Below are 13985 nucleotides of genomic sequence, written 5' to 3'. Positions count from 1 at the left end.
ATACCGACGCCACTACGGTCCCGCGGATCGCCTTGCGCGAAAACACACCCTAGGTGTGTGGTGTGGGCACCCTGCACCGTCGGCACAACCCCACGACGAGGATGCCGGAGAACTATGCTTGGCCGTGAGCGTGTTCGAGGCGCGATGACCTGGAGCGCCGCCGAGGAGGTCCGCGATGAAGGCGATCATCCACACTCGGTTCGGCGGACCCGAAGTACTCGAACTCGCGCAGGTTCCGAAGCCGACACCCAAGGACGGCGAAGTCCTGGTGAAAGTCCACGCGACAACGGTGACAACAGCGGAATGCAAGATGCGCCGCGGCGAGCCGCTCTGGGGCCGGTTGATCCTCGGGCTGCGAAGGCCACGAAGGAACCTGCGGACCCTGGGCCTCGAGCTTGCCGGAGAGATCGAGGCCGTCGGCAAGGACGTGTACCGGTTCCAGCCGGGCGATCAGGTATTCGGGTTCACCGGTTTCGATATCGGCGCCTACGCCGAGTACAAGTGCCTGCCGGAAGCCGCCTCGCTCGCACTCAAGCCGGTCGACAAGACCTACGAAGAGGCCGCCGCCGCCGTCGACGGTGCCACCACCGCGCTGTTCTTCCTTCGGGACAAGGCTAAGGTGCGAACCGGACAGAAGGTTCTCGTCAACGGCGCCTCCGGCAGCGTCGGCACCTACGCAGTGCAACTCGCCAAGTCGTTCGGCGCGGAGGTCACCGGAGTGTGCGGTCCGCACAACACGGAGTTGGTGAAGTCCCTGGGCGCCGACAAGGTCATCGATTACACCACAGAGGATTTCACCGACAACGCCGAGGAATACGACGTCGTCTTCGACGCCGTCGGCAGGAATTCGTTCGCTCGGTGCAAGGGCTCGCTCACCGAGCACGGGTGCTACGTTCCCACATCCGGGCTGAACAACAACCTGCTGCAACTCTGGACCTCGATCCGAGGCGGAAGGAAAGTCGTCACCGGTATGTCCGTCCGCAAGAACGACGCATTGGCGTACATCAAGCAGCTCATCGAAGCGGGCAAACTGCGGATCGTCATCGACCGCAGCTATCCCCTGGAACGCATCGTCGAGGCGCATCGGTATGTCGATACCGGACACAAGAGTGGCAACGTCGTCATCACCGTGGCGCAGACGGGCCGCCCCGGGGATCGGGTTCCAACCACCCGCATGCCCACATGACCCACTCGGGTACGCGCGTTTACGAGATCGCGACCTGGGGGAATCTCGTACACAAAAGGACGGTGCCAGATGTTGAAATCCGAGAACCCGAACCCCGTGCGACCCACCCGAAGCTTCCTGGACCGGCGCCGCGGGCCCTCCGACCGTGAACTGTTGACCACCGCGAAGGCGGTGCTGATCACCAGCCGGGGCTACAGCGATGCGCAGGCGTTCGACGAACTGCTCGACGTGGCACGACGGCACCACCTCTCCGTGCAGGGTGCCGCCCGGTGCCTGATCGACCTCACCAGCAACACCCGGCACCTCACCAGTCGCCGTCCGGGCACGTTCCCCGAGTGGGAAGGACTCCGCGGACAGCCTCCTTCGGGGCCCCACCGGCCGTCGCAGCGCATGGCCAGCCTGCACGGGCGAAACCATCCCCACCTCGCGACGCAGATACGCCCGTGACCTGCGCGGTCCGTCGGCTGTCGGCGCGCCGGGGTCGTCGCAGCGGCTGCGTACCCATACTCCTGCGGCAGATCGCCGCCCGGTCTCTAGGCTGGATTGCGCGGGACGGCGACCGTTGACCCCACCCACCGTCGCAGGTACGCACGCAGTTCGTCCTGGCTCCGCGGCGGGTTTCCGGGCGAGATGAAGAACGACTGCATCGTCCGCAGCTGATATTCGACGAGCTCACGCAGGGCGGGCTCGTCGTAGCCGTGCCGCTCCCAGTCGACGTCGAAGCGTCTGATCATCGTCATTCCGAAGGTGAGGGCCTCGTCGGACGTGATCCCCTCGGTGTGGGAATGAGAACCGGACAGCATGATGCCGAGCTGCGGAATGCGGGGCGCTTCGTTGAGTGTGTAGATCACGGCCTCGACCACAGCTTCAGCGGGGTCTTCGATGCCCACGAGGTGTTCTGTGAGGCGGTCGAGGAATCCGGCGACGGCGGCGATGGCTGCGGCTCGTAGGAGGGCGTCGGTGCTGGGAAAGTATCGGTACACCGTCTGACGGATGACGCCGAGGGATTCCGCAACGTCGGCGATGCTGATCGCCGTATCTTTCCGACTGATGAGTTCGACTGCGGCGGTGACGATTCGCCGGGACGCTTCCTCGTCACTTCCAGGCGGACTACTACCCCACCCACGCCTGCCAGCCACTGTCTTTCCCTACCTCTCACAACGCGCCGTTGGGCCCGAACGGCATGCAAGGGCTGTCGGCGCACCGCCCCACCGGACTCAGAGGTTACCGCGAACGCTTGACCCTCCGCCCCGAAGCCCACGCTATTTCACCGGCCGGGTCGTGCGGCAAGCGAAGGAAGCCGACTTCGAGGTCGACTCGATGGACGACGAGGAGGTGTTCGGGCCGGTATTCCACCGGCTCGGATTCGCGGAGGCGATCGAACGTGAACTACTGACCGACTACCAGGTGGCCGTCGTCGCAGTCGATGACGGCCACCTACCGGGACTGGGCCCAGCGCGGCCGATTCGTCACCACCAATGGCACCGAGGTGACCGACGCCCGCACTCTCGCCGGACAAATCGGCCTCGCCCAGGCGATGCGCCGCTACGACCTGCACCGCACGATCACCTTCCACTCACGGGTCACGCGCGCCCAGTCCCTCCCCGAGGTGATCTTCTGGATACCCGCCGAACAGCAACCATTGGGTCAGGTATGGTCCGACTACGCATCCGGCGAGATGCCCGCAGGGCAGCGCCATGCGCTCCTGCACCACCTCGGCCGGCTCGAGCACGGCCCAAGGGGACTACTCGCCAACGCGCGCTGCCTCGCCGAAGGCGTCGACGTCCCCACCCTCGACAGCGTGGCCTTCATCGACCCGCGCCGCTCCGAGGTCGACATCGTCCGGGCCGTCGGCCGCGCCATCAGGCTCGCCCCCGACAAGACCATCGGCACCATCGTCATTCCGGTCTTCGTCGACACCGACGAAGACCCGGCGGTCGCCCTCGACAACTCGGTATTCAAACCGGTATGGGACGTAATCAAGGCGCTGCGGTCACACGACAGCCAACTCGGCGAGCATCTCGATGAACTCAGACGACAGCTCTGCCGGCAGCCACGACTTCCCTCCAGGATTCATCTCGACCTGCCCCAACAGCTCGGCGCAGATTTCGCCCGCGCTTTCGCTGTGCGCCTGGTCGAGCAGACCACCGCACCGTGGGAGTTCTGGTTCGGGTCCCCACCTCCCGAAACCCCTCCGACGCACCGCAGGCGCGCTGTCTGCCGCCGATCAGTCTCTCCGATGTCTGCCGAGTGTCCGCACAGCCGGATCCGGGTCCGGGGCGGAACGGCCATAGCGACCGCTACGAGGCTACCCTCATGCTGCCATCGCGGCCGTGGTCCTGCTGTTGATCCCGTCGACGCCGTTTGGAACCGCGACGCACACCCGGCTGGAACAGCAAACCCAGGCGCTGCGCGCCGGCGTGCAGCATGAACCGGCAGTGCTGCTCAAGGACACCTACCTCGCGCCCGAGACCCCCCGAGTACGCGCTTCACCCTGCCGGCGACCAGAACACCGCCCGGGCCCGCTGGTCCACACCCCACGGGGAGCGCACCGCAGCCGTGCCCACCGCCGCTCCCGCGAAGACCGGTGAGGCCATCACCATCAGCGCCGACGCCGACGGCCCCCTTAGCGGCCCCATCCCTGACAGCCGTGAAAAAACCGTACTGGCCGTGACCGCCGCATGCGGGCTCTGGGCACTCTCGGCTGGCGCCGTCCTCCTCTCCACGGCACTCGCACACAGACTGTCCACCCGAAACCGGTTGCGGCGCTGGGAACAGGGGTGGTAAGGACATCCGGTCGAGGACCGGTCAGAGTTCGATGTTCGGTCAGCTACTGCCCGTACGGGCGCGGCGGTAGCGGTTTACCTCGTCACCGTCCAGGTCGGCCACGGTGTCTGCGGCATCGCGCAGCACCTGCACGGCGCCTTCGATCTGGGTGAGTGCCCGGGTGTAATTCTGGTGGTCGTCGGGGGTACTCCTTACCCGGTGGGACCATCCCTTCGGGGAAGAACTAGGAGTTCTGCTCGTCATGCGTTTGCTCGACCATCCACGCCGCTATCTGCGCCCTCGAGGTGAATCCGAGTTTCGCAAGGACATGCTCGACGTGCCCTTGCGCTGTGCGTTGGGATATCACGAGTTTCGTGGCGACTGCTCTGTTTGTGAGTCCCTGTGCGACGAGAGTAGCTACTTCCAGCTCCCGTTTGGTCAGTGTCGTCGAATCTGAGGTTGAAGTTGGCGATGCTGTGGGGGACTGCTCGTCGAGCGCATACGCAAGGGCTTCCTCGTAGCCGAAAGCCTCCCCTTGCGCGTAGGCCGACTGGAATGCCCGGTCACCGAGCACTCGACGTGTGCGGCGTTCGCACTCCTCGTGGTAACGACGAAGATTCGGAACAATGGCGGTGCGGCCGCCGACCTTCTTCCCGAGTGACTCGGCGCTTCCCAGCAATATGGCGGCGCGTTGTGCCCTTTGATCACCTGCGGCGATCCAAGCCAGCGCTTCCAAGCACCATGCAGAGGTAAGAGGATCATCTACGACTCGCGTGAGTTGCAGGCCTTGTTCGAGCAGTGCGGTGGCGCGGACAGGGTCACCTTGCTGCGCAACCAGCATTCCAAGGATCCACAGTGCATATGATCGGTACACAGATTCGCCGCGAGGCTCGGCGAGTGAAAGCACCTCCTCGTGACATGCGACCGCTCGTTCAATGTCCCCGTTCAGTCCGCAAGCCAGTCCGAGTCCGAGCAGATCGCCTATCACTTTGTGAATGTTGTCGCTCTTGCGGAAGAAGTTGATGGCGGACTCGAAACAGGCGACGGCATGAGTGAGATTCCCGTCGTACAGCGACAGGCGCCCTTCGTCGGAGGTGACGAGCGCCCCCATCTCGTCATCACCGATTTTGGTTGCGACGACGCGCGCCTCTTCGATGCGAGCCGCAGCTGCGCGCAGGTCCCCCTGCACTCCGGCTAACATGCTGTCGGCGCAGAGCGCTTTGACTCGTCCGGTACTTGGTTGGCCGCCCTGACTAGTGAGAGCGAGGTCGAGCCAATGTCTTCCCTCACCCAAAGGACTACGAAAACGCCAGAACGGATAGAGGGCAGCGGCCATCTCCACGCCCGACTCCGATTCAGTCGGATCTGTCATTGAAAATTCGAGTGCCTCCCGAAGATTCGTTTGCTCTCGCTGCAATCTCGTTATCAGCTCCACTTGCGACGGGCTTATCCATTCCACCTCCGCCCGCAGCGCCATCTTTTCGTACCAGTCGCGGTGGCGACGCCTAAGCTGCGAGTCCTCCCCTGCCTCCTGCAACTTCTCGCGTCCGTACTCGCGCAATGTCTCTAGAAGCCGGTACCGCACGACCTTGCCGGGCTCCTCACGGATGAGAATTGATTTGTCGACGAGCGAAACTACGTGGTCGAGCAATTGTTCGGAGGTCAGTTCGTCTGCGCAAATTTCCTCCGCAGCATCGAGTTCGAATCCTCCCGCGAACACTGACAATCGGGCCCATAGTTGTCGCTCATGTGTGGTGCAAAGTTCGAAGCTCCAGTCCATCGAAAGGCGCAGAGTCTGCTGACGGCCTGGCGCGACCCTGCTGCCACCTGTTAGCAATGTGAATCGGTCCGTTAGACGCTGCAAGATCTGTGTTACCGACATCGCTCGTAACCGCGCCGCCGCCAGCTCGATTGGTAGCGGGAGGCCTTCCAAGCGGGAGCATATTTGGGCGACCGCCAGCTGGTTGTCCTCAGTAAGCTCGAAACCTGGGAGTGCGGCTGCAGCCCGCTCGGCGAACAGGGTCACGGATTCGTATCGCGGAAGACCTCGTAAGGAAACTGAACGGCACGGATCCGGTACCGCCAGCGGTGGAACTCTCATTGCGGATTCGCCGCCGATAACGAGGGGTTCCCGGCTCGTCGCCAGGATATGCAGATCCGAACAGGATGTGAGCAGTGTTTCGACGGACTTCGCGACCTCGCCAACGAGGTGCTCACAATTGTCCAGGACTAACAGAAGTTGTCGGTCCCTGAGATACTCAGCCAGCATTGTCAAGGTCGGGCGAATTGATTGTTCTCTGAGTCCTAGACCGGAAGCGATGGTGTCCGGTACGAGAACCGGGTCTCGCAGGTCGCCGAGTCCTACCAGCCAGACTCCGTCACGGAATGCGCGCTTCACCTCGGCCGCAACCCGCAAAGCCAACCTTGTTTTACCGACGCCTCCAACTCCTGTCAGTGTTAACAGGCGGGAGGAGGACAGCAACCGTCTTGCCTCTGCTACTTCATGACGACGACCGACGAAACTAGTCAGTTCTAGGGGCAAGTTTCCTAAATTGCTCCGAACGCCGGCTGCCATCCCATCGTCACTCTCGTCGAGATTCTTCACACAACGGTACCCGTTGGCCCCTTCACCTGGCATGGGTTGTCGGACTGTTCCCGCCGGAATTACAGTCTCTGATTGACTTCGCTGGACATCTCCGTCCTGCGCGTCGGATTGTCCCCAAGGGTGCCGGTTGGCTCTAGTGTGGATCGGCCCGCGTACATCATCGGTCGGGTGATGCGCGACCCCGTGTGGCGCGTCGACCTCGTTCGTCCTGGGATTCGCTCTGAATCTGTCAGTATTCCAACCGCCCCTGCGCCGGCGCGTAGCGGACGTACCTGTATGTTTCCCCCTCCGGTTGGTAGAACGCAGCCGCCTTGACGAGGGCATCCAGACTATGGGTCAGTCCTGGAACAGAGGCAGCGCGAAATCGCCAGCATGCACGCCAGGTCGACGAAGTTGCCGTTCGCCCACTTCCGTTGCTGACAGTCAGTATTCCGCCGACCGCCGGTAGCAGAGAGGGCCACCGTCGATTCAGAGGATTCGCTTCGAAGTCAGTCGTTCCCGGGCAATCACTGCTAGACCACGAATCAAAGTTTGACGCGATCGTTCGTTGGGCCAACTACAACGTCGTGTTCAGCACCACCCTGGAGGTCGAAGTGGGGCAGTGCTGCATTCGTCAGCGAACGTCTCCACCCAGTAGGTTGCGACATCCCCGCTACTTGCCCGAAGGTACCCGCACGTCCCGCGGTCCGTAGGGAGGCGGTGTATGGCACAGCACCCTGGACTGCTACCCGACCCACGATGGGCCTGCGGTACCATTAATACTATGATTGGACAGTCAGGTGGCATCGGTGTGCACCCCCGAAGGCGACGCCATGCCCGCTAACGCCGACGATTCACAGGGCACGCCTGCCCGTAAGGCTGTTCACGAAGACCGAGTCCCTCGTCGGCGTACCAAGGGTCGGCGATCCCACAAGGCCGCAGTCGAGATCGCCCAGCTCATCGTCGATGACATTACCGATGACCGACTAGCGCCGGGGACACGGTTGCAAAGTGAACGAGACATGGTCGCCCGTTTCGAGGTCGGTCGCGGAACGCTCCGTGAGTCGCTGCGATTCTTGGAGATGAGCGGCGTTCTGACAATGAAGGCTGGTCCCCAAGGCGGCCCTTTCGTCGCGGATCCTGATGCCCACGATCTCGCCGGCTCACTGGGCCTGTTCTTGCAGCTTCGAGCCGTCCCCTTCAGCCAGATTATCGCAGCCCGCGAGATTCTCGAACCCGAGTTGGCAGGGCGCGCCGCCGTAGGTGCGACAGAGGAAATCCGAGATCTCATCGCGGACTCCATAGCTGGGATGGAAGCCTTCCTCGACAACGACGAGAACTTTCGCGCGGAGAACGACCGCTTCCACGCTGCGGTGGCTACCGCGGCGGGAAATGATCTCTTCACCCTCCTCATCGTGTCCCTTCACCAGATCACTGATGGCATGCCATTGGGTGTCAGCTACTCGATCGAGAATCGCGCCGCCGTCCTCAAGGCACACATCACTATCGCGGACGCGATCCGTGCTGGCGATCCCGAAGGTGCCCGGTGGGCGATGCGCCGGCACATGCGCGAGTTTCATGAGTTCGTTAAGCGGCGGTACCCGGAGGCCTACGAGCGCCCAGTGAAGTGGCGTGATGTTGCGCAGTAGAACGATGGGATCTCGCTGACGCAACACGAACTGGCGTGATCCGGTTGTGCACCTGCGATTCTCGGCGTTGCGAATGACGCGAGCTCCTCGTTACGGTTACGGCAGCCGGGTCGACGTCCTTGAGGGAGGCAGATCTGCCACCGTTCGAGTCCAATTGACGCCTTGACCTGTTTCCCCGCGAGGGAGGCGATGCGACGGCCGTCTGCGGTCGGCCACGGGCAGCAAATTGACCCCCTTCTCCCCTAACGATCTCAGCGGTATCGCCCGGCTCGTTTCACCTCCGCGCGGCGGTGGCCGCGCTGCGTCTCGTCGCGAGGAAGAGGGTGAGTACGAAACCGAGGACGAGCAGCGGGACGGTCAGGAGGAAGGTGCTAGCCACGGTATCCGAGAATGCCTCCAAGACCGGGATTTTCACCGCCGACGGCAGCGAAGCGATGGTGTCGGTCTTGGTGGGATCGAACTGGGCGGGCAGGGCCGAATGGTTCAGCGCAGTGGTCAGTCGCGGGGTGAAGACGTGGTTGAACACGGCCCCGAATGCGGCGACACCAAAAGCTGCTCCCATCGAGCGGGAGTATGTGACCATGGCGCTGGCCGCGCCCAGGTCGTCGGGGTCGACGGCGTTTTGCACGGCGGCCATTATGACCATTGGCACCATGCCGATGCCGATGCCGACGACAGCGAAGTAGAGGCCCAGTACCCAGACGCTGGTGTGGGCGCTGAGGGTGGCCAGTAGAAGTAGTCCGACGATGTTCAGTGCCATGCCCGCAACGAGACAGAGCTGCCATTTACCGGTACGCCCGCTCCAGCGGCCGGCGAGTGCTTGGCTGATGACGAGCCCGAGGACAAGCGGGAGCATGTGCAGGCCCGAGAGTGTTGCGGAAACGCCGTGCACTACCTGCAGGTAGGTGGGCAGGTAGACGAGCACACAGAACATCGCGAAGTTGGCGATGAAACCGACGAGGGAGGCTATGGATACCGTTGGGGTCCTGAGCATGGGCAGCGGCAATACCGGTTCGGGTGCCCGGCGCTCGGCCGGGAGGAGGACGAGAAGCAAGACTACGGCTGCCGCAGCAAGGGCGACGGTGCGGATGGAGCTCCAGCCCCAGTCGTCACCGAAGGAGACGATCAGCACAAGGCAGACCGACAGGGCGGCGAGAATCGTGGCTCCGAGGTAGTCGATGGGACCGGTCCGGCGCTTGGCGCCTGCGGGTAGGTTCCGCGACGCGAGTAGCAAACCGACCAGGCCGATGGGGAGGTTGATCAAAAAGGCCCAGCGCCAGGAGAGTTGGTCGGTGAATACGCCTCCCAGCACAGGGCCGAGAATGCTGGCTACGCCGTAGACGCCACCGAACATGCCTTGGTACCGGCTCCGGTCCTCCGGACCGGCTACATCGCCCACCAGCGCGAATGTGAGGACCAGCATCCCGCCGCCGCCCAAGCCCTGTAAGGAGCGTGCCGCGACGAGCTGGCTCATGTCCTGGGCAAGTCCGCACAATCCGGAGGCGACGAGGAACATGGCCATGGCACCCAGATATAGGCGCTTGCGGCCGAACATGTCGCCGAGCTTTCCCCACAGGGGCGTCGATGCTGTTGTCGCGAGGAGGTAGGAGGCGCTGACCCAGGCGATGTACTCGAACCCGCCCACGTCGGAGGCGATCGCGGGCAGCGCGGTTGAGACGATCGTTTGGTCGAGGGCTGCGAGCAGCACTGCCATGATGAGTGCGCTCATGGCGAGACCCACCGATGGCGCTGTTCCGGCAGCGTGTTTGGCAGAGTTCTGTGCGGGTGCCGTGGTTGAGGGAGAGGGCATGGTTACCTCGGATCTGCGATGAAGGCCCAGGGCGGCTGACTGACCGAGTTCGGTCTCAGAGGGCGCAGGCGTCCCGCAACGTTTCTAACTAACTGGTTGTTTGTCACACTAGCAGTATTGTCAACCAACTGGTTAGTTACCGGTTGTGGAGTTTCGCACACCACCCGTCACGTTCACCGACCGGTACTAGGAGCCTCGGATGCCCGGTGCCGGAGTGGAGTCAAATGTGGACCTCGCGGTTAGCCGGAGGAGCCGGGATCCTGGTGGGGTGCCGGTGCGGGCTGTGCGGAGCTGGCAAGGATGTCATCAAGGAAGGCGGGCGGCACCGATTCCCAGTTGCTTTGCCAGTGACCGTGTTCCATGTCTTGTCTCAGCTCACGGACGAGTGGGAGGATGTGTGGTCCTCCGTCGAGCAGGTACCGCCTCATGCCAATTCCGGCACATTGCGCCATGACCGCTGTCAGGAGGTGTTTGGCTTGCCCGGTGCGTCCGGCAGCGGCGCAGGCCTCCACGAGAAGGCGCTGCGCGTCGAGTGTGGCCCGGGGACGGTCTCGACCCTCGAGCGCGTGCACCCATTGGCTGGCCCAACTGCATGCCAGTGCGAGCGTCTGCGGAGTCGCGATCGGCTCGAGGAGGAGGAGATGAATGGCGGTTGCTTCCTCGAGTTGGACGGTGGTTTCGTCGAGGCTGTCGACGGGAGTTCGGCGATGGGAATAGGGCGTGGCCACGATGCCCTCGAGTTGTTCTCCGGCGTTCGGATAGAGAAGGGTTCGTTCGTAGTCCATCCGTGCCCGCAGTCGTGGGAGACCTCGGGTGCTCGCGATGCGTGTGCCTTCGTCGAGGTACTGTTTCGCGCCTTCGCTGTCATTGCGCAAGGCCTTGATCCGTGCGCCGGTGGCATAGCGCGCCAGCATGAACTCCACGACCCCACCTTGGTCGCGGAGTTCGGTGTTCTCGTGAAGCAGCTGTTCGGCTTCGGTGTCGTGACCTTTTTCGTAGAGCAGTTCGGCGAGGAGCGCGCTGGCAAGGCGGGCGGCACGGGATTGGCTCCCGCCCAGAGTGACCCCCAGTCGAAGCGCTTCGCGGAAGTCGGCCTCCGCTTCGGTGAGGGCGAGTTTTTGACGGTGCGCGAGGCCGGCGAAGCAGTGCCCGAACATCACGCTGAAGGGACCCGTGGTGCGGTCGTGGTATGGGCCCGCCCAGGCTTGCCGCGCGATCGCGGTGTCGAATCGGAACTGATGTATGTCGACGAAGGTCGCGATGTCGGCGGCGGCGGAGACGACCCATGGGGGCAGCCTTCCCGGATCGGTCAAGCATCGGGACATCAGGTCGCCGACGCCGTCTATGCGGTCCGATTCGATCGCGATGTGCCCCTGAACGACGTCGGCTTCGGCGCGCAGATCGACTGTGTCGTGGTCGGTGCCCTGGTTGGTCTCGAGCAACCGGTAGACGCGGGCGAGTGCTGCGTGTGCACGTTGGTGCTGGACCATGATGCACTCGGCCCAGGCGGTGGTCAGTTGCAGTCGAGGACTGTGCTCGACCAACCGCGGGGGCAGTTTGGCGATCAATGCGAGGAAGCTCGCCATCTGGGCGTGTTCGAGCAGGGACATGCCGTCGCGTTCGAGTAGTTGGACGGCCGTGGTTTGGCTTCCGGCCGCCAATGCATGATCAACCGCCTCACTGAGTAGCCCGCGGGCTCCGAACCATTCGGCGGCGATTTCATGCAGGGTGACGACTCGATCGGGTTGATCTCGTTCGAGCCTTTTCCGGAGAAATTCCGCGAACATGTGGTGGTATCGGAACCACTGTCCTTCATCGTCGAGCCTGTGCAGGAAGAGGTCCCGCTCCTCGATGTCTTCGAGGATCGCTTGGCCCCGGTGGGATCGGGTCAGGACGGACGCCAGCGAGCCACTGATCCGCTCGGTGACCGAGGTCGCCATCAGGTGGTCGAGCGTCTGCGGTTCGAGAGTGTCGAGCACGTTGTCTGCGAGGAACTCTCCGATGGAGTGATGCCGGCCGGAAAGGTGTCCGATCAGCTGGCCCGGATCGGTGCTCTTTCGCAGCGAGAGCGAGGCCAATTGGAGTGCGGCCGCCCACCCTTCGGTGTTCATCGATAGTTCGGTGATCGCCGTATCAGGGAGCTGCAATCCGGATTCGGAGAGAAAGGCTCTCGACTCGTCGGGGTTGAAACGCAATTGGCTGGCATCTATCTCGGTCAATTCATCCAGCACACGCATGCGGCTGAGTGGAAGCCCGATCTGGGTTCGGGTGGTCACGATGATCTGCAGGTGGTGGCAACCGTTGTCGATCAGGAAGGCCAGGGCCGCGACGGTGTCTGGGTTCGTGACCCTGTGCCAATCGTCGATGACCAGGGCGATGTGCCCACCGGTCAGGTGAATCTCGTTGATCAAGGAAGTGAGAATATAATGTTCTGCCTGGTCTCCGTGTTCCTCCAGAGTCAAACCCATCTCGCGGGCGAGAGCCGGCCGCACTCGCCGTATCGCCTCGATGAGATGGGAGAGGAACCACACCACGTTGTTGTCATCCCGGTTGACGGTCAACCATGCGACAGCCACGCCGTCGTCGGCCAGATTTTCGCTCCATTGTGAGGCGAGGGTGCTCTTGCCGAATCCCGTGGGTGCATGAATGACGGTCAGTCGTCGCGGTTGGCCGGCGCGCAGGGTGTCGATGAGTCGGGTGCGTGAGACCAACTCGTGGGGCGTACTGGGCGGGCGGAACCGGGTTGCCGGGGTTGGTGGAGTCAGGTGGGTGAAAGCGGCCCGCGCTTCCCGGTCGCCGGGTCCGGCGGGTAGTTCGTCGGGTGTGAGGAGATGAGTCGGCAGAGCCATTTCGTCGACGGGGAGGTGGTGTCGGTCCTGGATTTCCCGCAACTCGTTTCCGAAGGTCGACGCACTCGGGGGGCGCTGATCAGGGTCACCGGCCATCGCGCGTTCGATGGCACTGCTCACGTCGTCCGGTATTCCTCCCCCGCGCAGATCCGGGACGGGCTGAGTGGTGATTCGCAGGAATTGTGCGACGAGTTGTTCGCCGCTACGCCGTTCGAAAGCGGCGTGGCCGGTGATGGCGCAGAAAAGGCTCGCGCCGAGGCTGTACAGATCTGAGACCGGAGACGGTGATTGTCCGTGCAGCACCTCGGGGGCGGTGAAGGCTGGCGACCCGGTGATGGTGCCGGCCGCGGTCTGGAATCCACCGCTGATCCGCGCGATGCCGAAATCGGTGAGCTGCGGCTCGTTGTAGTCGGTGAGCAGAACATTTCCGGGTTTGACGTCACGGTGCAGCACGCCGAGGCGGTGTCCCGTTTCGAGCGCCCCGGCGAGCTTGACGCCGAGGCGCAGCGTCTGCGCCCATCCGAGGGGGCCGCCGCGCCGAATTCGTGTGTCCAAGGAGCCGAGCGCCCGGTACTGCATGACCAAGTAGGGGCGATCACTCGCTGTCGTCCCGACCTCGTGGATATCGACGATGTGCGGGTGACCGGATAGTTGGCCCATGGCGAGTTGTTCACGGACGAACCGCTCGCGATCCGCGGCGCAGAAGTCGGCGGTCAGAACCTTGACTGCGACGGTGCGGTGGAGCGCCGGCTGCTGGCAGCGGTACACGATGCCAAATCCCCCGCGCCCGATTTCCGTGGCATCCGCGAGCCCGACCGCAGCAAGTTCGGCGACGATTCCAGGGATCGGGTCACGCTGCGTCGTCGCGAGTGGTTCTGAGCCAGCCATCGTTGTCCTCGGCGCGAACCTGAATCGTGCCCGTCTGTGTAGCCATGTCGTCACCTCTTGCCAGTCAGCATAGTTCCGAACAGCTCCCCGAAGGGTGGAGCCGACACCCGCACCTCGCGTCCGGTGGTCCGGGTCGCGATGCCCGTTCTGGGTGGACTTGATATTCCGCCGACCAACGCGAGTGACGCTGGTGCAGGCTCCCCCGTTCGGGTGCGACCCGTCGAACACCACCTCGCCGAACGCCGACGGGCAC

10 protein-coding genes and 1 pseudogene are annotated in these 13985 nt (G+C 63.5%); 5 read left to right on the top strand and 6 right to left on the bottom strand.

Translation table 11 applies throughout. The features are described 5' to 3' along the window. Nucleotides 1-175: 175 nt before the first annotated feature. Both QM693_RS09000 and QM693_RS08995 read left to right on the top strand, forming a co-directional pair. Nucleotides 176-1186: an NAD(P)-dependent alcohol dehydrogenase gene (locus QM693_RS09000; protein ID WP_283352055.1), complete on the top strand. Its 1011-nt coding sequence runs from the start codon at nt 176-178 to the stop codon at nt 1184-1186. Nucleotides 1187-1255: 69 nt separating this feature from the next. Continuing rightward, the gene (locus tag QM693_RS08995; protein ID WP_009472922.1) at nt 1256-1633 is read left to right on the top strand and encodes an ANTAR domain-containing protein; all 378 of its coding nucleotides are present in this window, start codon (nt 1256-1258) and stop codon (nt 1631-1633) included. 86 nt (nt 1634-1719) lie between these two features. On the opposite strand, the gene QM693_RS08990 is transcribed toward QM693_RS08995, so the two are convergent. Next, on the bottom strand, nt 1720-2325 hold the full coding sequence (locus tag QM693_RS08990) for a TetR/AcrR family transcriptional regulator (protein WP_283352054.1): 606 nt from the start codon (nt 2323-2325) through the stop codon (nt 1720-1722). A gap of 287 nt (nt 2326-2612) precedes the next feature. Between QM693_RS08990 and QM693_RS08985 the strand changes: the two genes are divergently transcribed. Next, nucleotides 2613-3617 (top strand): helicase-related protein, encoded by a 1005-nt coding sequence (locus QM693_RS08985; protein ID WP_283352053.1) that lies wholly within the window; start codon nt 2613-2615, stop codon nt 3615-3617. Beyond that, on the top strand, nt 3614-3973 hold the full coding sequence (locus QM693_RS37820) for a hypothetical protein (RefSeq protein ID WP_502942615.1): 360 nt from the start codon (nt 3614-3616) through the stop codon (nt 3971-3973). Before QM693_RS08985 ends, QM693_RS37820 begins: the two co-directional genes overlap by 4 nt. A gap of 39 nt (nt 3974-4012) precedes the next feature. On the opposite strand, the gene QM693_RS08975 is transcribed toward QM693_RS37820, so the two are convergent. The 3 genes and pseudogenes from QM693_RS08975 to QM693_RS37815 form a co-directional block, all read right to left on the bottom strand. Then, on the bottom strand, nt 4013-4216 hold the full coding sequence (locus QM693_RS08975) for a hypothetical protein (RefSeq protein ID WP_283352051.1): 204 nt from the start codon (nt 4214-4216) through the stop codon (nt 4013-4015). Next, nucleotides 4197-5732 (bottom strand): ATP-binding protein, encoded by a 1536-nt coding sequence (locus QM693_RS08970; protein ID WP_283352179.1) that lies wholly within the window; start codon nt 5730-5732, stop codon nt 4197-4199. Before QM693_RS08970 ends, QM693_RS08975 begins: the two co-directional genes overlap by 20 nt. 399 nt (nt 5733-6131) lie before the next feature. Continuing rightward, nucleotides 6132-6527, bottom strand: a pseudogene (locus QM693_RS37815) (AAA family ATPase); the annotation flags it as partial. Nucleotides 6528-7345: 818 nt separating this feature from the next. Between QM693_RS37815 and QM693_RS08960 the strand changes: the two are divergent. Then, complete coding sequence (locus tag QM693_RS08960) at nt 7346-8185, top strand: FadR/GntR family transcriptional regulator (protein ID WP_283352050.1); 840 nt, start codon at nt 7346-7348, stop codon at nt 8183-8185. A gap of 274 nt (nt 8186-8459) precedes the next feature. Here the strand turns inward: QM693_RS08960 and QM693_RS08955 are convergent, their stop codons facing one another. Beyond that, nucleotides 8460-9914 (bottom strand): MDR family MFS transporter, encoded by a 1455-nt coding sequence (locus QM693_RS08955; RefSeq protein ID WP_283352049.1) that lies wholly within the window; start codon nt 9912-9914, stop codon nt 8460-8462. 320 nt (nt 9915-10234) lie between these two features. Continuing rightward, a complete protein-coding gene (locus QM693_RS08950) occupies nt 10235-13732 on the bottom strand; it encodes a serine/threonine-protein kinase (protein WP_283352048.1) in 3498 nt (1165 codons plus the stop codon). Nucleotides 13733-13985 lie beyond the last annotated feature (253 nt).

The sequence above is a fragment of the Rhodococcus sp. IEGM 1305 genome (assembly GCF_030058635.1).
Lineage (GTDB): Bacteria > Actinomycetota > Actinomycetes > Mycobacteriales > Mycobacteriaceae > Rhodococcus_F > Rhodococcus_F opacus_D.
The sequence above is the reverse complement of the archived record's forward strand: the minus strand, read 5'-3'. Positions and strand labels throughout refer to the sequence as shown.